Source organism: Sphingobium sp. TCM1, assembly GCF_001650725.1.
Taxonomy (GTDB): Bacteria; Pseudomonadota; Alphaproteobacteria; order Sphingomonadales; family Sphingomonadaceae; genus Sphingobium.
Window position 1 is genome coordinate 163,524 of record NZ_LXVX01000038.1, and the last position, 19,104, is coordinate 182,627.

Below are 19,104 nucleotides of genomic sequence, written 5' to 3' on the forward strand. Positions count from 1 at the left end.
ATGAGCCTCTATTCCGCCCTTTATGCTGGCGTATCCGGCCTTGGGGCACAGGCGGGCGCGATGGCGACCGTTGCAGACAATATCACCAACGTGAACACCGTCGGCTACAAGGGCGTGTCGGCGCAGTTCCAGACGCTGGTGGCCGGCGGCCAGAGCAGCAACGGCTATTCCGCCGGCGGCGTCGCAGCCACGCCCAAGGCGCTCATTTCCAAGCAGGGCCTGCTCCAGGCGTCGAGCAGCCTGACCGACATCGGCATCGATGGCGCGGGCTTCTTCGTCGTGCGTTCGGGCACCGATGCGGGCGATGCGGTATCCTTCACCCGCGCCGGTTCCTTCGTTCCCGATTCGCAGGGCTATCTACGCAACGCGGCGGGCTATTATCTCCAGGGCTGGCCGCTCGACGTCGATGGCAACTATGTCGACAACGGCAATCTCAACACGCTCGAACCGATCCGCCCAAGCGCGCTGACCGGATCGGCCCAGCCGACCAGCAAGATCGCGATGCGCGCCAACCTGCAATCCACGGCCGAACCGATTACCGGCGCCTATGTCACCGGCTCCATGGCGTCGGGCACGCTGTCGCCGCAATTTTCCCGCTCGATGGAGGTCTATGACGCGCAGGGCACGTCGCACCAGCTGACCTTCAATTTCGTCAAGACCGCAGCCAATGAATGGGTCGCGGAAATTTCGGGCGATCCGGCCGACATCACCAGCATCGGCGGCACTGCGATCACCGACGGCGTGCTGGCGAGCGGCACGATCCGCTTCAACGCCGACGGCAGCCTGGACCTGGCCGGGTCCGATCCTGCGCTGTTCGACAGCCTCGACATCGGCTGGGCCAATGGCGCCGGCTCCAGCCCGATCCGCCTCAGCCTCGGCAGCGACGACGGGCTTGACGGCCTCACCCAGTTCGGCAGCGACTCCGCGCTCCTCTCCTCGACCGTCGATGGCGGGATGCTCGGCACGGTGGCCTCGGTGGAGATTTCCGACCAGGGCGTCGTCAGCGCCATTTTCGAGGACGGCACCTCGCGCGCCATCTACCAGCTGCCGATCGCGACCTTCCAGAATCCCGACGGCCTCGCCCGCATCAGCGGCAATGCCTATATGATGTCGTCGCAATCGGGCAATGTCGCGATCAACAAGCCCGGCGCGCTTGGTGCAGGCACGATCGCGGCTGGCGCGCTGGAAGCGTCGAACGTCGACCTGGCGCAGGAATTTTCCAACATGATCCTGTTCCAGCGCGCCTACAGCGCGTCGTCGAAGATCATCACCACGGTCGACGAGATGCTCCAGGAAGTCAGCAGCCTGAAGCGCTGATCCTGATCCGCGCGCCCCTCTCCCCTGATTTGTCGAAGGACCACCTACCTTGTCCCTGAACGAGATCCTCAATTCAGCCATTTCGGGCCTGTCGGCCTCGCAGGCGGGACTGCGGTCGGTGTCCAACAATATCGCCAATGTCGGGACCCCCGGCTATGCGCGCGAACGCGTGTCGCTCAGCACCGGAGTTTCGGGAGGGCGCGTATCGGGCGTGATCGTCGGCGAACCGTCGCGGGTGGCGGACAAGTTCCTCGAAAATGCCGTCTACCAGCGCGGCGGCGCGGCCGGACGGTCAGAGGTCGCCTCCTCCTATCTCGACCGGCTCCAGTCGCTGTTGGGCGCGCCGGATTCCAGCGCCGGGCTCGCCGCGCGGCTGAGCACCCTGTCCTCCGCCGCGGCGCAGGTCACCAGCCTTCAGGGCTCGTCCCAGTCGGTGGCGCTGTTCACCGGCAATGTCGCCGACACGATCGACACGATCGCCCGGTTGCAGAAGGACGTGTCGGGCCTGCGCGCCGATGTCGAGACCGAGGTCGGCTATACGGTGGAGCGCGCCAATGTACTGCTCCGGCAGATCCACGATCTCAACAGCGAAGTCGCGCGGCTCGACGGGCTGGGCCGCAGCAGCTCCGGCCCGACCGACCAGCGGGTGAGCGCGCTGGAGGAGTTGAGCGGTCTCATCGATATCACCGTGAGGGAGCAGCCCGACGGACGCGTCACCATCGACAGCGCGTCGGGCCAGGTGCTGCTCGACAAGCGGCTGCGGCAACTAAGCTATCCCTCGGGCGCGGGCGCGTCGCAGAACAGCTATCCGCCGATCGACATCCGCTTCGCCACCGACAGCGGTGCGATCGGCGCTTCGACCGGCGAACAGATCGAATCCGCCGCGATCGGCGGCAAGCTGGGCGGCCTGCTCGACATGCGCGACCGGGCGCTGCCCCAATTTTCCGAGCAACTGGGCACGCTCTTTTCAGGCCTTGCCCAGAGCCTTAACGCCGTGTCGAACGCCGGCACCACCCTGCCCCCGCCGAACAGCCTTACCGGCGAGGCCAATGGCCTGGTCGGCGCCGATCGCCTGGGCTTCACCGGTAAGGCAGTGTTCGCCGTGGCAGCGGCGGACGGTACGCTGGTGCAGAAGGTCACGGTGGATTTCGACGCGCTCGGCGCGGGCGCGACCGTCGATGATGCGGTGGCCGCGATCAACACCGGCCTATCGCCGGCTGCAACCGCCAGCTTCGTCGACGGCGTGCTATCGATCCAGGCGACCGACAGCAGCCAGGGTATCGCCATCGCGCAGGATCCCGACGCCCCCAGCGACCGCGCCGGGGTCGGCTTCTCGCAATTTTTCGGGCTGAACAATCTGGTCCGCTCGGACGCTAGCGCGCTGGTACCGTCCGGCTTCACTCCCACCGACCCGCACGGTTTCGGCGCGGGTGAGACGACCGAGATCGCATTGCGCGATTCGACAGGCAAGCTGCTGGCCAGCTACACGCTCACCGGATCGGCCGGGCCGACCTTCGGCGACCTGATGACCGAGCTGAACGCCAGTCCACTGGGCCAGCATGGCAGCTTCGCGCTGGACGACAAGGGCCGGGTCCAGTTCACGCCCGACAGCCTGAGCGCCGGATCGACCATCTCCATCCCCTCGGATTCGACCAGCCGCTACGGCACCGGCCTGTCCTTTTCCGCGCTGTCGGGCCTGTCCGGTGCGGCGAGCGGCCTGGCCAGCGCGGAGGTGCGCGCCGACATCGCCGCCAAGGCCACCCTGCTGCCGCTCGCCCGACTGCAACTGGACGTTCCGGTCAATTCGAAAGCGATCGGCGCAGGCGACCTCTCGGGCGCGACGGCCTTCATCGACGAACTCGCCCGCACGTTCGATTTCGGCAAGGACGGATCAGCCACGATCGAAACCTTCGCCAGCCGCCTGCTGGGCGGAGCGGGAACGGAGGCGTCGCTCGCCCAGACCAGCTATGCGGGAGCGGCGGCGCGCCTGGATGACGCGGTCAACCGGCGCGACAGCTATGCCGGCGTCAATGTCGATGAGGAACTGGCCCAGATGGTGGTGTTGCAGAACAGCTATTCCGCGTCCGCCCGCGTCATGACGACCGCGTCGGAAATGTACGACACCCTCCTCCAGATGCTCCGATAAGACTAGGTTCCAGAAAGGGAAAACCAGACATGACCCGCGTAGCGACCATTCCCCTGCAACGAACGCTGTCCGGCGCGATCCAGCGCTCCCAGCAGAATCTGGCGACCAGCCAGATCCAGCTGACCAGCGGCAAGAAGGCTCATGACTATGCCGGGCTGGGCATCGATGCTGTGCGTACCCTGTCCGCCCGGTCGATGCTGGCCCAGCAGCAAAGCTACCAGTCGGTGGCCAGCCGCGTGGGCACGACACTGTCCCTCTATGACGCCAATATCAGCCAGATCGACGACAGCCTGTCCAACCTGCGCACCGAATTGATGACCGCGCTGGGCACCGGGGACTCGCCGGGCATCCAGCATCTGGTCGAAGGCAGCTTCGCCGACGTGCGCGGCGCGCTCAACGCGACCGAGGCGGGGATGCCGCTCTTCGCGGGCGCGCGGACCGACGACCTGCCGATGGTTCCCGAAACCCTGGCCGATCTTGCCGGCATGACACCCGACCAGGTGTTCGTGAACGATCAGGTGCGCCAGTCGGGCCGCGTGGGTGACGGGGTGGATGTCGAATATGGCGTCGTTGCCAGCGATGTCGGCGCCAAGCTCGTCCCCGCCTTCCAGACGCTGGCGGCCGCCGGCCCCTTCGGCGACCGGCTGACCGACGCCCAGAAGGATGCGATCCGCCAGGCGATCGGCGAACTGGACGACGGACTTAGCGAAGTCCGTGCGGTCAACGCCGAAAATGGCCGCAAGCAGAATCAGGTGGAGATGCTGGGCACCCGCGCCAAGGACCGGGAAATCCTGCTGACCGACGTGATCGGATCGGTCGAGGATGCCGATCTCGGCCAGGTCGCACTCGACATCTCGCAGCGCCAGACCATCCTCGAAGCCTCCTATTCCGTCTTTTCCCAGCTCTCCAGCCTGTCGCTCACACAGTTCCTGGATTGATCTGCCGCCGGTCGCCCAGGCCTCCCCATATCGGGGCGACCGGTTTCGGGAACGCGCTGTCCAGCGCCCCCCACATGGACAGCGCACCCCAACGTTCCGTCAGGCTGCCGCGCAGCCTACAGTCCCCACTGTTGCCCGGCAGCAGGCGGAACGGGGAGAGGACGATCCCCCCGGATCGTCCTCTCCTTCTTCGGGGAGCAGTGCGTGCGCGCACCACCGAAAGTCGGTTCCAACGATGCGAAAGCATGGCTGGCAGGCTTCCACTATACAGAAGCAAGCACCGCTCTGCCGACCTATACTCATACAGTTATGTTTTTTCTGCGCTTGCAATCTGCAGACGATGCCGGGGCAGGCATTGGGGCCTGTGTGAAACGACGTCGAAGGTGGCGAACTCCTGGAAGATACGCACCGGGGCGGCCGTGCTGATCGACGTCGATGCACTTGTCAGCCTTATGCGCCGGGTGACGGCGGCGACCGCGGAGAGCACGGCTGCCGGGGCGGCGGCCACCAAATTCTGGATCTGGTGCTCACCGACTCCCAACGCCTCGAGGCCGAATTCGTCTGCAAGCCTTCCGAGTTCGATCAGTTGCGCCATCCGTTGGGTCTGGCTCGGTGCCAGCCCGGTGTGCGGATCCGGCACGGTGTCCCCGAAGGTGTAGATGCCAAGTTCGATGGGCCGGTGGTGCTTCATGGCAACGCCATGCCGCCTTGCCCGGCGATGGAAGTGGTGATGTCCCACAGCTTCGCCGCCTCCTGTGCTTCGAGGATCAAAGGCTCGGGCGCATAGCGTGCCGGGTTGCGCAGTACCGTGCCTGCGGCCCCCCGCGCCGAAGCTTCGGTCAGAAGGCCTACCGCATTGCGCGCGGACAGCTCGGGCGTTGTACCAAAGCGGCCCATCAGCCGCATGATCAGTGGCATGGCCGGGTCCGACATCGCCTTGGTCCGGGTCGAATTGACGCAACAGGCCGTCAGCGTCACCGGCCGGTTTTCCCAGCGCTTCGTTGCCTCCTGAATATGAAGAAAGCCGAGCAGATGGGTGCCCAAGACCGACCTGAAAAAGCTCCATTTGCGTCGATCGAATTGGAGATCGTCGAGATCGGGCATGAACATCGTCGGCACGTTACCGGCAATGTGGACGATGCGCCCGTCCCCCGATGCGGCAAGGACATCGACCAGCAGGCGGTTGAGCGCGGCACGCGCGAAATATTGCAGCGCGAAGGCAAACTCCAGACCATCTGCGGTGGTCTGCTTGCCACTGAACGCAGCCATCGCAGTGTGCAGGACACCGTGCAATTCCGGCTTCCACGCCCGGACGCCTGCGGCTACGGCGTCGATCCCTGCGATCGTGGAAAGGTCTCCGGGAAGGAACTCGGCCGAAGCCGCGCCTGCGGCCCTGACCGTGGCGACGGCGGCCTCGCCTGCTTCGCGCCCTCTCCCAACAATCAGGACGTTGGCGCCCCGCCTGCCGATTTCGACCGCAGCCGCCCGGCCGATCCCCGCGGATCCCCCGAAAAAGACCAGGTTGGCATCGCGCAACGGACGTTCAACTGTCATCATAATCTCCTTATCAAGCAATGGTTTATATGGCTGTTTGCACGGCAGGAGGGCAGCTCCCCACGGAGTCACCTCCGCGTCGAATGGGCAGTGGGCGCAATCCGTCGTGGCCTGCGCACCCGACGAGGCCCCACTCGCGGCGGTCGCCTTAATTGCCCGAGTTCAATTCGACACTGTCAGGCTCCGGTTGTCGTAATGGCACCTCGTCTGCACACCCGCACCGATGGAGAGCGCACGCATGATGCGAAGACCCTTCAGCCGTTTGCAGATGTCCAGCCGCTCATCGAAGTTGCGGGAGTTGGAAGCAACGTAGCGAAGCGAGGGAGGGATGATCATTTCATCATTGAACATGGTGCCCCTTGCGCTTTTGCGGAAAGCAGCCGAAATGTCCTCTCGCATCGAAGTGCGCAAGTAGGATGGATGACCGTCTGCTAGTATGGAAAATCATAGTAATAGCTGCTGCAAGGCGGGTACACCGGATCTGCACTTGGAAATGCGCCGCGCGTTCGCTGTGCTAGCCGGCAAATGGAAGCTCGAAATCCTGTGGCTGCTCGACCAGCGCGTGCATCGTTTCGGCGAGCTTCGGCGGGCGATACCGGGCATCACCCAACATATGCTGACGGCTCAATTGCGCGAACTGGAGGCGGATGGCCTGGTGTTGAGAACCGTGTTCGCGGAAGTCCCGCCGCGCGTCGATTACGCGATTACACCCAAGGCGCGTGCCCTCGCTCCTATGATGGACGCGCTGATGGCATGGTGGCAGACCTATTACACATGAAAGGCACCACGCCTTTCGGCCTGAGCCTGATGGGTTCAAGTACAGAAGGAATTGCAGAACAATAATCCTGAACCGATCCGGCGATTACACCCCCGCATCCACGGTGCGAAGAGAACGGCGGAATGATCAGGATCAATATCGTCTATTATACTTTGTTGAATTTCATGAATACTGCAATTGAGTAGGCTTGACCAAAACAGCAGCTCGAATGTCACGTTCGGTCCATTGTCGTCGCAGAATGGCGAAGATGTCGCTCGAATGGCATGAATGGAACAGCCTGTATCCACCGGGACTTGGGTGGATAGTAGTGGCCTGCTGCCGGTTTGGTGGACACCGAGATAGGCTCGATCAGGCTACACCATGAAGCGCCCCGGCTTTTCAGGAGGCAGTTTTCATTGGGCTATGCAGCCATATCGAGGTTCTCGAGAGCTGCATAGTAATTGTCTTCGGCCTCAGCGGGCGGGATGTGGCCGATAGGGCCGAATAGCCGGCGGTTGTTGTACCAATCGACCCAGCGCAGCGTTGCCGTTTCCACGGTCGAAACGCTTGGCCATGACTGCTGCCGCCAGATGACCTCGGCCTTGTAAAGGCCGTTAATCGTCTCAGCTAACGCATCGTCATGGGAATCGCCGACGCTGCCAACCGAAGAAACGAGTTTAGCTTCAGCCAGGCGCTGGGTGTAGTTCATGACAAGATATTGGGCGGATTCAATCGTTCGTCGCAACACCGGTTTCATACTGCTCAACGAGGAACTGGTCGAGGACTTCTGCAGGCGTTTTCCAGTCGAGCGTCTTTCTGGGCCTTGTATTCATGGCATGGCTACGGCGTCCAACTCCTTTGCTGTGTGCCTGTAGAGATCGGTACCTTGGGGAAATATTGTCGTAGCAAGCCGTTGGTGTTTTCATTCGAGCCTCGTTGCCAAGGACTTTGCGGATCAAAAAAATAGATCTCCAACCCACTGTCGAGCTTTGACCAGATCATCGACTGGACGGACCGAGATGCCAAGAACATAGGCTTCATGGATAACCGCCGTCAGCGCCCGCTCGGCCATTCGGCGCGGTTCGAGAAAGCCCGGAAAATAGCTGCCCTTACGTAACTTGGGGATGCGCAGCTCAACCGTGCCGGCGCGGGCTTGCCAATCGCGCTCGCGGTAGCCGTTGCGCTGGAAGAGCCGGGCAGCCGACTTCTCGCCATGTCCCGCGCCCGTCAGGCCGCCAACTTCCATCTCCACCAGCTGCTCCGCGGCAAACGAGATGATTTTCCGCAAAATATCCGCATCAGGAGTTTTCTCGACCAGCGCGCGCAGATCCATCATGGAATCGGTCATCGTGGTTCCTTCCATGTTCATGGATGATCCACGCCGATCGCTTGCCGATCCTCTATTACGAAACGACGCCACCGGACGATCTTATTACCGAGGTCGTCCACATTTGATATTATGCCAACAATGTGGAAAAACGATATATCCAAGACGAGTATTTATGATATACTTCCCTGCGAAATCAGAAAACTCTCCATGCGCGACCTTTCTTTTTCGGTTAAAGCTGCCGGCCGTCCGTCAATAGCTTTGACCATGACCGCTTCACCGAGCGCAAAGCAGACGTCATCCTGGAACGCGGCCTGCGCAATGATGTACGAGCTGCTTCCTATCCGAGTGAGCCCAGTCGCGATCTCGACTGTTCCAGGATAATAGGCCTGCTTGATGAAATCGATCGTCACGGTCGCAAACAGCAGTTGCAAGCCGCCTGGCGGATCGATCATGCTCCCCTTCCCGAACACGGACATGTTGAGATCAGCGCGCCCTTCCTCGAAATAGCGGCCTGTTGCGCCATTGTTGAGATGCCGGAAAGCGTCCATGTCGGCGTAGAGAATACGGGTGGTAAAATGCAGCGGATAGCGATCGCGGATAAGCCGCGTCGGATCGTCCTTCAAGGCCATCCCTTACCGCTCCCGCCAGCCATATTGTGGACGATAGCCGATCAGGTCGCGGGCGCGCGAGGACGACAGAAAAGACGCATTCCCCTCAAGGCCGTCCCTGATCGGCGTTTCAGGGAAATACCGGGCGGCCAGCTCTGCGCTCGGTACGCTTACCACCGAGTCAGCTGCCGCAATGATCATTCGCTGATGGCCTGAAAGATCGGCCTCCACCGCCAGCCGACATGCGTCCCCACAATCGCGCGCATCGACATAAGCCCACAGATTGAGCTTTCGCCCTTCGGGTCGCGCTTCGATCGCGTCACGCTGAGCATAGTCAGCCGCATCGAACACGTTGGAGAAGCGCAGCGAGGCGATCGTCATCTGCGGGTGCCAGCGCACAAATTGTTCGGCCATCGCCTCGCCCAGATGCTTTGACAGCGAATAGGACCAGTTAGGCAGGTCGGGCGCGTCCTCGTCCAGCGGGAGATAGGTCGGCGGCGTGGTGAAGGGCAAGCCGAGGATCGTCTCACTCGACGCCCATATCACGCGGCGGATGCCCAATCGTGCGCAGGCGGAAAAGACATTATAGGTCGAAAGGGTGTTGACCTGGAATATATCGGCATCGCTGGCCAGGCCGGGCATCGGGATGCCCGCCAGATGCACGACCGCATCGGGCTTCGAGATGGTATCAACACCGGAAAAGGCGCCCATGACCTCGCCGAAATCGGCGCAGTCCACCTTCACCGTGCGAACGCCATCGACGATACCTCCCTTTAGGTCGATACCGGTCACCTTGTGCCCCGCAGCCTTGAGCGCGCGGACGGCTTCGCGTCCGATCTTGCCGGCGCTGCCGGTTACCATCACCTGCATGATCAACGATCTCCCTGTTCAATCGCCGAGGGCGGCGTGATCCGACCACGAAATGGGGCGGAAAAAGAAAGGCCCACAACCGCGTGGGGAACGTACGGGGCCTCCAATGCTTCGATCTCAGCGCCTTCCAGAACCAAGTCCAGTGCCGCAATGGCGTCGGTCAGATGCTCCGGCTTGGACGCGCCAATAATCGGCGCCGTGATCCCGGGCTTGGCCAGCAGCCAGGCGAGCGCGATTTGAGCTGGAGCGACACCCCGGTTCCTGGCCAATGCCAGCACGGCTTCGACCACCTGCCGATCCTCATCCTCGGTCTTGCCGAACAGAAATTGACTGAACTGATCGGTGCGCGAGCGCGTCGTCGCCGCATCCCAGGACCGGGCCAGTTTGCCGCGCGCTAACGGGCTCCAGGGAAGGACCCCCACGCCCTGATCGATGCAGAGCGGGATCATCTCCCGTTCTTCCTCCCGATAGAGAAGGTTCACCTCCGGTTGCATCGACACGAAACGGGTCCAGCCGTTGGTCTGGGCGACATGTTGCGCCTTTGAAAACTGCCACGCCCACATCGATGATGCGCCGATATAACGGGCTTTGCCGGCCTTTACGATATCGTGCAGCGCCTCCATCGTCTCTTCGATCGGCGTGTCGTTATCCCAGCGATGGATCTGATACAGGTCGATATAATCGGTGCCCAATCGGCGCAGACTGTCATCAATCGCCTGGAACAGGGCTTTGCGGCTCAGCCCGCCAGCATTTGGGGCGTTGCGCCAGGGGATGTAAGCCTTGGTTGCGATGACCACCTCATCGCGGCGTGCCATCGCCTTGATGGCGCGGCCGGTAAATTCCTCGGATGTACCGGCGGAATAGCCATTGGCCGTGTCGAAGAAATTGATCCCGGCCTCCAAAGCGGCCCGAAAGAAGGGACGACTCGTTTCTTCGTCCAGCGTCCAGGCATGTCCTGTGCTGGAGGAACCGTTCCCGGTGGCACCGTAGGTCATGCAGCCCAAGCAGAGGCGAGACACTTTGAGGCCAGTATTCCCCAGATTGATATAGCGCATGGCTCGTCCTCCCCACCGAATCCGTTGGTAGAATAACTAGACCATATTCTTGCATTGGGTCTAGTCCCTCTATATTTGAATCCCATGACCAGCGCGCCTCGCCCAGCCGTCGTCCGGCTAGACCAAATCGTGGAAGCCACGCGAATCCTGTTCGTCCGGCATGGGTATCGGAGGACATCGATGGACGATATCGCGCGCGAGGCGGGTGTCGCGAAAGCCACTCTTTATCTGCATTTCAGTGGCAAGGTGGCGATTTTTGCCATGATGCTGGATCGCTGCCAGGCCGAGGTGGAAAGTCGTGTCGTCGCGGCGGAAACCAGCGACGCACCGCTGTCGCAGCGCCTGCGCGCTTTGCTCTACGCCTATTTCGGCGTGGCGCTCGAATGGTTCGGCGATGCCGAGCATCTGAGCGAACTCAAGGCCTTTGTCGCGGCCCATCCGGACCATTTTACCCAAGGCGGGCCACGCCCGCGCGCCCGCATCCAGGCCATGCTCGACCGGGCGGAAGCGGATGGCGACACTGACTTTTCCGGCAAGGGCCTGTCCACGGCCCAGGTTGCGAACGTCCTCGTACATGCCGCGCGCGGCGCCAAATTGGGCAAGGCGCCCACGCCCGAGACATTTCGCCGACGAATCAATGATGCGGTTTCATTGGCGCTCGCCGGCGGCTGCTGATCGATCATAGGTCGCGCACGATCAGCCATTTCGGCAGAGTGCGGCTTGGACGAATGACGATGATGAGGACACCGCCCACTGCGAGCGATGCGCCAGCTATCAGGCGCCAGCCGATGGGGTCGCCGGTGATTACCGCGCCTAGGGCAATGGTGAATATCGGCGTCATCAGCGTCAGCGGCGCGATCATGTTGGCGTCGTAGCGCTGGAGCAGGCCATAATATGTGGTGTGCGCGATGATGGACACGACGACCGCGGAAAAGAGCAGAGCGGCGACGAACTGCCAGTTCGCAGCTTGAATTGCGGCCCACTGCCCCTTCTCAGCCAACAGGCTGAGCGGCATCAGCACGATACTGCTCGCTACACCGCCCCAAGCCTGAAGCCGGATCGGCTGGGTCGACAATTGCTTGAGCATGACGGACCCCAGCGATCCCGCCAAGGCGCACAACCCCACGAAGATCAAGCCGAGCGACCCACGCATGCCCATCGGATCGAACAGCACCACCAGAACGCCGGCCAATGTCAATATCATGCCGATAATCCGTCGAACGCCCACCTGCTCGCCGAGGAGCAGCACAGCGAACAGGATGGTGAGCGGCGTCTGGGACAAAATGACGACGGCTGCCGACGAAGGCGTAGCGGTCTGCAAACCGATGAACAGGAGCGCAAAGCCCCCTCCCCCGACCAGCAGCGTCACGAAGCAAACCCGCCATAGCTGTTCGGGTATCGGGAACAGGTATCGGTACAGAAGCGCCCCAACCACCAATGTCCTGGCCGCCGCGTAAAAAAGCGGCGGCACAGCCATGTCTCCGACGACCAGCTTGCTGACGATCGTATTGAGAGCCCAGGCCACACAAATCGCCAGGAAAATCAGAAAATCCCGTGGCGGCATGTATACTCCATATCAGTCATCGGGTGGTCAGCGTGGAATGTCGTTAAAGGCGACACCCTTGTCCGGCCTGTGGTCCTGCGGCAGCCCCAATATCTTTTCAGCGATTGTATTGAGCAGCATTTCGTCCGCGCCCCCCGCGATGCGGCCGGTAGGCGCGGTCATCCAGCTTTTCGACCAGCTTTCCTTGCGCGTCTTATCCTCATCATAGCGCATCCCATCGACGCCCTTGAGGTCCATCGCGAATTCGCTCAACTTCTGACGGGTGCGGACAGATACCAGTTTATGGACCGATCCTTCAGGGCCAGGCTGCATACCGGCAGCCAGACTGAGCAAAGCCCTGCGATGGATTGCCGCCAGAGCGGATTGCGCGGCATAGGTTCGGGCAATGCGTTCCCGCACGCGCCCGTCTTCGATCGCGGACTTGCCACCGATGCGGATCGTCTTCGCTTCCTCGACGAACAGGTCGATGGGTGGGCCGAATCCAGCCGGATCGGTCGCCTGGTAGCGCTCGATCATCAGCGTCTCCATGGCCACGCCAAAACCACCGCCGACCGAACCCAGCCTCTGGCTATCGGCAATTCGGACGTCGTCGAAGAAGACCTCATTTACCTCTGAACGGCCTTCCGCCAGCCTGACCGGCCTGACCGTGACACCGGGAGACTTCATGTCGACCCAGAAATAGGTAAGACCCCGATGCTTGGCTACCGTCGGATCGCTGCGCGCGACGATGACGCCATAATCGGCATATTGCGCCCAGGTGGTCCACAATTTCTGGCCGTTGATTATCCAGTCCCCGGTGGCGTCGTCGCGATCCGCCCGCGTCCGCAGGCCGGCAAGATCCGATCCCGCAGCCGGCTCGGAAAAGAGTTGGCACCAGATCTCCTCCCCCTTCAACGCCTTGGTCGCGCGTTCGCGCGCCCAATCCCCCTTCACATAACGCAGCATGATGGGCACCGGCATCCCGAGACTGACGCCGAAATAGTCGTTCGGAAAGCTGTGCTTCATCTCTTCCTGTTCGAAGGCGAGTTTCTCCAACGCACCTAGTCCCTGGCCTCCATGCTCCTTGGACCAGTTGATGGCTGAATAGCCCGCCGCGAATTTTTCCGCCTGCCAGCGCCGGCCGAGTGTCAGGTCTTTCTCTTCGGACAGGCCCCGGCGCGCGGCGCGCCCGAACTCCATGGCTTTCGTTTCGAGCCATGCCTTCGCATCGGCGCGATAGATTTCCAGATCTATACTCATGCGGCCTCTTCCACCAGATAGTCTACCAGGGCATCTTCCCAGAACAAGGCGGGGCCATTCTCGATCGCCAGCGTCCGCGCGCGGCGCTGATGCAGGTGAAGGTCGGCTTCCCAAGTGACGCCAATGCCACCGTGCACCTGTGTCGCATCGCGCGAAACGCTATCATAAGCTTCGGTTGCAGACAGCCGCGCCGCAGCGGCATGGCGGCCGAAATCGGCTTCGCCTTCGGAAGCCGCAGCATGGATGGCATTGGCGCGAGCCAGTTCCACCAGAACATAACCCTCGGCAATACGGTGCTTCACGGACTGGAATCCACCGATCACCTGGCCAAAGGCGCGGCGATCCATCGCATAGTCGCGCGCCTTGCCCAGCATCGCCTCGGCCCCGCCCACCTGTTCATGCGCGGTCACGACGGCCTGCAGTTCCAGCACAGCGCGGGCCGCAAGCAGCGCGCCCTCGCCGGTCAGGACGGACGCTTCCACGCCATCGAAGTGCAGGTCGGCCGTGCAGCGGCTATTGTCGAAAGTGTGGACCATATCCCGCGTTACCCCGTCCCCAGCCAGTTCAACCAGCGCGAGAACTGGACCCTGTTCGCCCGAAGCCAGCACGAGCGCGACCTGGGCGACGGCGCCAGCGCAAACCGCCGGCTTCGCTCCGACAAGGCGGCCGTGCGTAAGGCGCAAAGCCGGCTCCGATGGCAGCATATCGGCGCCTTCAGCAAAAGCGACCGCACCGATCGTTTCGCCACTTGCCAATGTCGGCAGCCAGCGCTCTTTCAACGCGTCCGAGCCGTAGCGCAAAATGGCTTGGGCCACGCCGTGGCCGGTGCCGAGAAAAGGCGCGCCGCCCGCGACCTGCCCAATGGCCTCTGCGATGAGCCCCAGTTCGACCAGACCCAGACCGATACCGCCAAACACCTCTGGTATGCCGACGGCGGTCCAACCCTGCTCCTTGCAGGTTTCCCAGAAGCGCATGTCATAGCGCCCCGTCGTTTCCAGCAATGCCTTCAGCGTCTCGCTGCGCGTCCGGTCGGCCAGAATACGAACGGCCTCTCCGCCGATCGCCTGCTGTGCGTCATCATATAATATCGACATCTCTAGCCTCTCCAAACATGTGAGGGCGGCCGACCGTGTCGCGCCGGCCGTTCGCTGTGCGCGCTTCAGCCCTCGCCCGGCTGCCCGGCAGCATGGCCCGCCATCTCTTCACGCGGATGAAAATTCTCGGTTTCGCCATAGCCTGCATCCTGGGGAATCACGACCGCCATGCCGCCCTCGCGTCGTTCGACACGCGGCAGCACTGTAAAGACGGGCCGGGCACGCGCGGTGGTCAGGGCATCCTCCACCGTGCCGGACTCCGCCAAACGCCGAAGGTTCATGCGCGTGGGAAAGAGGATCGATCGCTCGCCTGCAGCCGCCCGCGCCAAGATCGATTCCGGCGAGGCCCATTCCAGGGCGACGGCCTCCCCGCCATCACACACCGCTTCCTGATTCGCCGCAGTCCGGGCAAGAAAGAAATGCGTATCGAACCGCTTTGGCCCATTCACAGGCGTGATCCAATGGCCGAACTTGATCAGATCGTCGAGCCAGAGCGTGCCGCCACTCTCCGCAACGACCGTGCGAAAATCGTCACGCGCCGTGCTGCGACATGATACGGGCCTGCCGTCGGCATCCCGCGCCAACAGGATAGCCGTTTCCTCGAAAGTTTCGCGAAAGGCGGCAATTCGCAGAGCGCGTTCCGCGGGGTCCAGGGCTTCACCGCCTGTCGCCAGGTCCAGCCAGGCGTCAGACCAATCGCTTTCGTCAACCGTGCCGCCCGGAAAAACAAGCGCGGAAGAAAAGGTCTGACCGGCATGGCGCCGCACCATAAGCACCTCGAACGGCGCGTCGCGCACGAGCAGGATGGTCGCTGCCGGTCGCGGTATCGCTATTTCCCTGGGTTCGCCCGCCATACATCCTCGATTGCCCATTTGGCCATTTCACAACAAGGTTCACTTATGTACCTATGTGTGGGACAGGATCATTCGAAGGACAAGCATTCTTTGTGGGCAAGATGCGTTACGCCCCAATTTCAGGAGACGATACGTGCAGGCAATACAGATCAGTAACCCGGCAACTCTCGACACGATGCGCGTCGTCCATCTGCCAAATGCCCCGGCGCCCGGCCGTGGCGAAATCCAAGTCCGGTTGCGCGCCAGTTCGCTTAACTATCATGATTATGCAGTCGTGACGGGCGCCATCCCGGTCCCGGCCGGTCGCATTCCCCTGTCGGATGGCGCCGGTGAGATCATAGCCTTGGGAGAAGACGTCACCCAATTTGCCGTCGGCGACCTGGTAGTTTCGACCTTCTTTCCCGATTGGGCCAATGGCGGACCGCAGGATGGCGGCTTCACCAACGTGCCAGGGGACGGTATGGATGGCTACGCACGCGAGGTCGTTACTGGCCCGGCCAATTGGTTTACCCCTGCGCCCCGAGGCTATGACGCGATGGAAGCGGCGACGCTGACCTGCGCTGGCCTCACGGCCTGGCGCGCGCTGGTCGTCGAAGGCGCGATCAAGGCAGGCGACAGCGTGCTGGTCCAGGGCACGGGCGGCGTCTCCATTTTCGCGCTGCAATTCGCCAAGGCGATGGGTGCCACCGTGATAGCCACTTCATCTTCCGACGAAAAGCTGGAACGCTTGAAGGCGATGGGTGCAGATCACATCATCAACTACCGGGGGGACACAAAATGGGGCTCGACTGCGAAGAAGCTGACCGGCGGACGCGGTGTCGATCATGTCGTGGAGATCGGCGGCGCGGGAACTTTGCCGCAGTCACTGGCGGCGATCCGGGTTGGCGGGCATATCTCAATGATCGGCGTGCTCGCCGGCTTCCAGGGTACAGTACCGACCGCGATGCTGATGGGCAAGCAGGCGCGCGTCATCGGCGTGACGGTAGGCAGTCGCAGGCATCAACTCGACATGATCGCCGCGATCGATGCCACCGGCATCCGCCCAGTGGTCGAAACGCGATTCGCTTTGGCGGACCTTGCAGATGCCTTTCGTCATCAGGAAAGCGGTTTGCATTTCGGTAAGATCGGCATCGAAATCTGAGGCAGCATAGTGGCAGGCGCCGACTGCGTGTTCGGCGCCCTCCTTCGGCAGGTTCGTGCAGTGGCCGACCGCGCCACCTGGACGCTATTTGCGCGCCGACCTTTGGAGGAAAGCTTCGACGGCGGCGCGATGTGCCGCCCCGCCACGAACCCTTTGAAAACTTTCGCATTCATGTAGCGCAGCTTTGGCAAAATCATGCTCTGTGGCAAAATCCAGGTTGGCCTTTATCGCCGCAGCGGCAGATGCGGGAATATGGGCCAGATGCTGCGCACGGCGCTGTGCTTCTTCGAGCAGCGCAGCGTCAGGGACGACGCTTTCCACCAGACCGGCCGCCAGCGCAGCTTGTGAGTCGAGCACCCCGCCAAATGCAATGCTGCGCGCCCTCGCCTGTCCCACCGCGCGGACCAGTAGCCAGTTTATACCAAGATCTCCCGCCAGCCCGATAGCGCCATAGGCATAAGCGAATTTCGCGCTGTCGGCGGCGACACGCAAATCGCAAGCGAGCGCTAGTGCAAGGCCCCCACCCGCCGCAGGGCCGTTGACCGCCGCTAAAGTCGGAATCGGCAAGGTCCGCAAAAGGTCCACCGTCGCGACCGCCGCATCCAGCGCGGCCCTTTCGGCAGCCATGTCACGGGTTCGCAGGCCGTCAAGCAGCGCCTGCAAATTGCCGCCGGCACTGAACATCGACCCGGCCCCGGTCAGGATCAGCGCGCCGATGGTCGGATCAGCGCGCGTCGCATCAAGTGCGGCCGCGAGTTCGCAAAGCAGGTCCGGTCCGATCGCATTATGCCCGTCTGACCGATCGAGCGTCAGCGTCCGCACATTGCCTTCGTCGATGCTCCGGATCAGCGCCACGGGACGCCTACATCACCGCATAACCGCCATCGACAGGAATAGCCGTGCCGGTGACGAAATCGGATGCGCGCGAGCAGAGATAGACGGCGGTCCCAGCCAGATCGTCCGGTTCGCCCCACCGCCGTGCTGGCGTGCGGGCGACGATGCCCTCGTCAAATTCCGGCGCTCTCGCCTTGGTGTCCGCAACCATGTCCGTGACCAACCAGCCAGGCAGGATGGCGTTCACCTGGATATTGTCGCGCGCCCAGGCGATCGCCAGGGATTTGGCAAGCTGCACCACGGCACCCTTGCTGGCTGCATAATTGGCGGCGCCCGCCGCCCCGAAGATCGATGTCATCGACCCGAGCATCACCAGCTTGCCACCGCCAGCCGCTTTCAGGTGCGGATATACGGCTTGGGCGCTGAAGAAGCTGCCGGACAGATTGATGTCGAGCGTGCGGCGCCACATGGCTTCATCCATCGTTTCAGGCCGGGCGCCTTCGCCGATGCCGGCATTGGCGATCAAGATGTCGACCCGTCCTAGCCGGTCCGCGACGCTCTGCGCCATGGCGAAGCAGGATGCGCGATCCGCTACATCTGTTTCGACGAAGATCGCCCTAGCGCCCATCGCGTCCAACTCAGCGAGAGCAGCCTGCGCCTTGTCGGCACGCCGCGCGGCAATCGCGATCGATGCCCCCGCCTGCGCCAGCCCTTTGGCCATGCCTAGGCCAAGGCCCCCATTGCCCCCGGTGACGATGGCAACCTTGCCGGACAGATCGAACAGCAGCGACGATGCCATTGCCTCATCGCCCCTTGAATTGTGCGGGACGCTTGTCGCGGAAGGCCGCTACACCCTCCCCGAAATCTTCTGTCCGCCCAGCTTCGCGCTGGGCGACGCGCTCGTTCGACAGGGCTGTCTCGAAGGATGCGTCGAGCGCTGCCCAAGCCACCCGCTTGATGATGCCCAGCGATCGGGGTCCACGGGCCAGTTCCCGCGCCAGATCAAGCGCCCTGTCATCGACTTCGTCGTCGCCCACGACCCGGTTTATCATGCCCCATTCCAGCGCTTGCGGCGCCTTTAGCTTCGGACCGAGCAACATCATCTCCATCGCGCGCGGGCGACCAATCGCCTTGACCAGCAGGTAGGATGACCCGCCGTCGGGCGCCAGGCCGACCTTGCTGAACGCCTGGAAGAAGATGGCGTTTTCGCCCGCCACGATCATATCGCCGGCAAGTGCTATGCCACAGCCCACCCCTGCCGCCGGCCCCTTCACGGCTGTCACCACGGGTATCTGCGCCGCCCGCATCTGATAGATGATAGGATTGAAGATTCCGTCGAGATTGCCGCCCATGTCACGGTTGGGATCGGTGAGGTCGATCCCGCCTTCGGCCAGATTTGCACCCGAGCAGAAGCCCCGACCGACCGAGCCTACGAGCATTGCGCGCGCTTCCTTTTCAGCGCGCCATACGGCGTCCAACAGTTCTTCACCCATCTGCGTCGTCATAGCGTTCAGAGTCTTGGGCTGGTTCATCTTGATGACGGCAACGTCATCGATAATGTCGTACAGGATCGTTTCGTAGGCCATGCTTGTCTTTATTCTCCGGTTCGGCCTTCGGTCGCGGCGAAACGGTCGATCCGTCCCACATCCAAAGCCGGTTTGACACGCTACTTCCCTTTCTATGTACTAAGTTGACTAGGTTGTATAGCATCTGATTCCTGCGTTGTCGCATTGAGGCCGGCGGCTGACGAAACCAAGGATTATGCATGGCGAACGATACCGCTTTGGGGAATTGGCTTGCCAC

19 protein-coding genes and 3 pseudogenes are annotated in these 19,104 nt (G+C 62.3%); 6 read left to right on the forward strand and 16 right to left on the reverse strand.

Translation table 11 applies throughout. From position 1 onward, the window contains the following. The 3 genes from flgE to A7Q26_RS20080 are packed head-to-tail and all read left to right on the forward strand — an operon-like array spanning position 1 to position 4,401. Positions 1 to 1,317 carry a flagellar hook protein FlgE gene (gene flgE, locus A7Q26_RS20070; RefSeq protein ID WP_066863474.1) on the forward strand — a complete coding sequence of 439 codons (1,317 nt, stop codon included), beginning with the start codon at positions 1 to 3 and terminating at the stop codon, positions 1,315 to 1,317. A 49-nt stretch (positions 1,318 to 1,366) separates the two neighbouring features. Then, a complete protein-coding gene (flgK, locus tag A7Q26_RS20075) occupies positions 1,367 to 3,463 on the forward strand; it encodes a flagellar hook-associated protein FlgK (protein ID WP_066863477.1) in 2,097 nt (698 codons plus the stop codon). 29 nt (positions 3,464 to 3,492) lie between these two features. After that, on the forward strand, positions 3,493 to 4,401 hold the full coding sequence (locus A7Q26_RS20080) for a flagellin (RefSeq protein WP_066863480.1): 909 nt from the start codon (positions 3,493 to 3,495) through the stop codon (positions 4,399 to 4,401). A 307-nt stretch (positions 4,402 to 4,708) separates the two neighbouring features. Here the strand turns inward: A7Q26_RS20080 and A7Q26_RS25735 are convergent, their stop codons facing one another. The 3 genes from A7Q26_RS25735 to A7Q26_RS20095 all read right to left on the reverse strand — a co-directional run bounded on the left by A7Q26_RS25735 (position 4,709) and on the right by A7Q26_RS20095 (position 6,306). Next, entirely contained in the window at positions 4,709 to 5,092 is a 384-nt protein-coding gene (locus A7Q26_RS25735) for an LLM class flavin-dependent oxidoreductase (protein ID WP_066863483.1), read from the reverse strand. Beyond that, complete coding sequence (locus A7Q26_RS20090) at positions 5,089 to 6,027, reverse strand: SDR family NAD(P)-dependent oxidoreductase (RefSeq protein WP_157102637.1); 939 nt, start codon at positions 6,025 to 6,027, stop codon at positions 5,089 to 5,091. Before A7Q26_RS20090 ends, A7Q26_RS25735 begins: the two co-directional genes overlap by 4 nt. Positions 6,028 to 6,117: 90 nt before the next feature. After that, on the reverse strand, positions 6,118 to 6,306 hold the full coding sequence (locus tag A7Q26_RS20095; protein ID WP_066863489.1) for a hypothetical protein: 189 nt from the start codon (positions 6,304 to 6,306) through the stop codon (positions 6,118 to 6,120). A gap of 142 nt (positions 6,307 to 6,448) precedes the next feature. Between A7Q26_RS20095 and A7Q26_RS20100 the strand changes: the two genes are divergently transcribed. Continuing rightward, positions 6,449 to 6,733 carry a winged helix-turn-helix transcriptional regulator gene (locus tag A7Q26_RS20100; RefSeq protein WP_232313885.1) on the forward strand — a complete coding sequence of 95 codons (285 nt, stop codon included), beginning with the start codon at positions 6,449 to 6,451 and terminating at the stop codon, positions 6,731 to 6,733. Between the two features lie 400 nt (positions 6,734 to 7,133). Here the strand turns inward: A7Q26_RS20100 and A7Q26_RS20105 are convergent. The 6 genes and pseudogenes from A7Q26_RS20105 to A7Q26_RS20125 all read right to left on the reverse strand — a co-directional run. After that, positions 7,134 to 7,436, reverse strand: a pseudogene (locus A7Q26_RS20105) (integrase core domain-containing protein); the annotation flags it as partial. A gap of 4 nt (positions 7,437 to 7,440) precedes the next feature. Further along, positions 7,441 to 7,699: pseudogene (locus A7Q26_RS24895) on the reverse strand (IS30 family transposase); the annotation flags it as partial. Beyond that, positions 7,683 to 8,060 (reverse strand): annotated as a pseudogene (locus tag A7Q26_RS20110) (transposase); the annotation flags it as partial. The pseudogenes A7Q26_RS20110 and A7Q26_RS24895, both read right to left, overlap by 17 nt. Before the next feature lie 152 nt (positions 8,061 to 8,212). Then, entirely contained in the window at positions 8,213 to 8,671 is a 459-nt protein-coding gene (locus A7Q26_RS20115) for an acyl-CoA thioesterase (protein WP_066863499.1), read from the reverse strand. Positions 8,672 to 8,674: 3 nt separating this feature from the next. Next, on the reverse strand, positions 8,675 to 9,520 hold the full coding sequence (locus A7Q26_RS20120) for an NAD-dependent epimerase/dehydratase family protein (protein ID WP_066863502.1): 846 nt from the start codon (positions 9,518 to 9,520) through the stop codon (positions 8,675 to 8,677). 2 nt (positions 9,521 to 9,522) lie between these two features. Continuing rightward, positions 9,523 to 10,575: an aldo/keto reductase gene (locus tag A7Q26_RS20125; RefSeq protein WP_066863505.1), complete on the reverse strand. Its 1,053-nt coding sequence runs from the start codon at positions 10,573 to 10,575 to the stop codon at positions 9,523 to 9,525. A gap of 84 nt (positions 10,576 to 10,659) precedes the next feature. Here A7Q26_RS20125 and A7Q26_RS20130 point away from each other — a divergent pair, with 84 nt between their 5' ends. Further along, positions 10,660 to 11,250 carry a TetR/AcrR family transcriptional regulator gene (locus tag A7Q26_RS20130; RefSeq protein WP_157102638.1) on the forward strand — a complete coding sequence of 197 codons (591 nt, stop codon included), beginning with the start codon at positions 10,660 to 10,662 and terminating at the stop codon, positions 11,248 to 11,250. Positions 11,251 to 11,254: 4 nt separating this feature from the next. On the opposite strand, the gene A7Q26_RS20135 is transcribed toward A7Q26_RS20130, so the two are convergent. The 4 genes from A7Q26_RS20135 to A7Q26_RS20150 form a co-directional block, all read right to left on the reverse strand. Then, positions 11,255 to 12,139 (reverse strand): DMT family transporter, encoded by an 885-nt coding sequence (locus tag A7Q26_RS20135; protein ID WP_066863511.1) that lies wholly within the window; start codon positions 12,137 to 12,139, stop codon positions 11,255 to 11,257. 27 nt (positions 12,140 to 12,166) lie between these two features. Then, positions 12,167 to 13,378 (reverse strand): acyl-CoA dehydrogenase family protein, encoded by a 1,212-nt coding sequence (locus tag A7Q26_RS20140; protein ID WP_066863514.1) that lies wholly within the window; start codon positions 13,376 to 13,378, stop codon positions 12,167 to 12,169. Beyond that, on the reverse strand, positions 13,375 to 14,472 hold the full coding sequence (locus A7Q26_RS20145; RefSeq protein ID WP_066863517.1) for an acyl-CoA dehydrogenase family protein: 1,098 nt from the start codon (positions 14,470 to 14,472) through the stop codon (positions 13,375 to 13,377). Before A7Q26_RS20145 ends, A7Q26_RS20140 begins: the two co-directional genes overlap by 4 nt. Positions 14,473 to 14,537: 65 nt before the next feature. Continuing rightward, a complete protein-coding gene (locus tag A7Q26_RS20150; protein WP_198163000.1) occupies positions 14,538 to 15,269 on the reverse strand; it encodes an NUDIX hydrolase in 732 nt (243 codons plus the stop codon). Positions 15,270 to 15,459: 190 nt separating this feature from the next. Between A7Q26_RS20150 and A7Q26_RS20155 the strand changes: the two genes are divergently transcribed. After that, on the forward strand, positions 15,460 to 16,467 hold the full coding sequence (locus A7Q26_RS20155; RefSeq protein ID WP_066863522.1) for a zinc-dependent alcohol dehydrogenase family protein: 1,008 nt from the start codon (positions 15,460 to 15,462) through the stop codon (positions 16,465 to 16,467). 84 nt (positions 16,468 to 16,551) lie between these two features. On the opposite strand, the gene A7Q26_RS20160 is transcribed toward A7Q26_RS20155, so the two are convergent. The 3 genes from A7Q26_RS20160 to A7Q26_RS20170 are packed head-to-tail and all read right to left on the reverse strand — an operon-like array spanning position 16,552 to position 18,887. Then, entirely contained in the window at positions 16,552 to 17,322 is a 771-nt protein-coding gene (locus A7Q26_RS20160) for an enoyl-CoA hydratase/isomerase family protein (RefSeq protein ID WP_066863525.1), read from the reverse strand. A 7-nt stretch (positions 17,323 to 17,329) separates the two neighbouring features. Further along, on the reverse strand, positions 17,330 to 18,100 hold the full coding sequence (locus A7Q26_RS20165; protein WP_066863528.1) for an SDR family NAD(P)-dependent oxidoreductase: 771 nt from the start codon (positions 18,098 to 18,100) through the stop codon (positions 17,330 to 17,332). A gap of 4 nt (positions 18,101 to 18,104) precedes the next feature. After that, positions 18,105 to 18,887: an enoyl-CoA hydratase-related protein gene (locus A7Q26_RS20170; RefSeq protein ID WP_066863531.1), complete on the reverse strand. Its 783-nt coding sequence runs from the start codon at positions 18,885 to 18,887 to the stop codon at positions 18,105 to 18,107. Positions 18,888 to 19,104 lie beyond the last annotated feature (217 nt).

What these genes read in the sequence shown, in the direction of transcription:
- A7Q26_RS20100 (WP_232313885.1), top strand. Translation starts at nt 6,449, where the DNA reads ATGCGCCGCGCGTTCGCTGTGCTAGCCGGCAAATGGAAGCTCGAAATC.
- A7Q26_RS20145 (WP_066863517.1), bottom strand. Translation starts at nt 14,472, where the DNA reads ATGTCGATATTATATGATGACGCACAGCAGGCGATCGGCGGAGAGGCC.
- A7Q26_RS25735 (WP_066863483.1), bottom strand. Translation starts at nt 5,092, where the DNA reads ATGAAGCACCACCGGCCCATCGAACTTGGCATCTACACCTTCGGGGAC.
- A7Q26_RS20125 (WP_066863505.1), bottom strand. Translation starts at nt 10,575, where the DNA reads ATGCGCTATATCAATCTGGGGAATACTGGCCTCAAAGTGTCTCGCCTC.
- A7Q26_RS20080 (WP_066863480.1), top strand. Translation starts at nt 3,493, where the DNA reads ATGACCCGCGTAGCGACCATTCCCCTGCAACGAACGCTGTCCGGCGCG.
- A7Q26_RS20165 (WP_066863528.1), bottom strand. Translation starts at nt 18,100, where the DNA reads ATGGCATCGTCGCTGCTGTTCGATCTGTCCGGCAAGGTTGCCATCGTC.
- A7Q26_RS20130 (WP_157102638.1), top strand. Translation starts at nt 10,660, where the DNA reads ATGACCAGCGCGCCTCGCCCAGCCGTCGTCCGGCTAGACCAAATCGTG.
- A7Q26_RS20120 (WP_066863502.1), bottom strand. Translation starts at nt 9,520, where the DNA reads ATGCAGGTGATGGTAACCGGCAGCGCCGGCAAGATCGGACGCGAAGCC.
- A7Q26_RS20140 (WP_066863514.1), bottom strand. Translation starts at nt 13,378, where the DNA reads ATGAGTATAGATCTGGAAATCTATCGCGCCGATGCGAAGGCATGGCTC.
- A7Q26_RS20170 (WP_066863531.1), bottom strand. Translation starts at nt 18,887, where the DNA reads ATGGCCTACGAAACGATCCTGTACGACATTATCGATGACGTTGCCGTC.
- flgE (WP_066863474.1), top strand. Translation starts at nt 1, where the DNA reads ATGAGCCTCTATTCCGCCCTTTATGCTGGCGTATCCGGCCTTGGGGCA.
- A7Q26_RS20135 (WP_066863511.1), bottom strand. Translation starts at nt 12,139, where the DNA reads ATGCCGCCACGGGATTTTCTGATTTTCCTGGCGATTTGTGTGGCCTGG.
- A7Q26_RS20095 (WP_066863489.1), bottom strand. Translation starts at nt 6,306, where the DNA reads ATGTTCAATGATGAAATGATCATCCCTCCCTCGCTTCGCTACGTTGCT.
- A7Q26_RS20115 (WP_066863499.1), bottom strand. Translation starts at nt 8,671, where the DNA reads ATGGCCTTGAAGGACGATCCGACGCGGCTTATCCGCGATCGCTATCCG.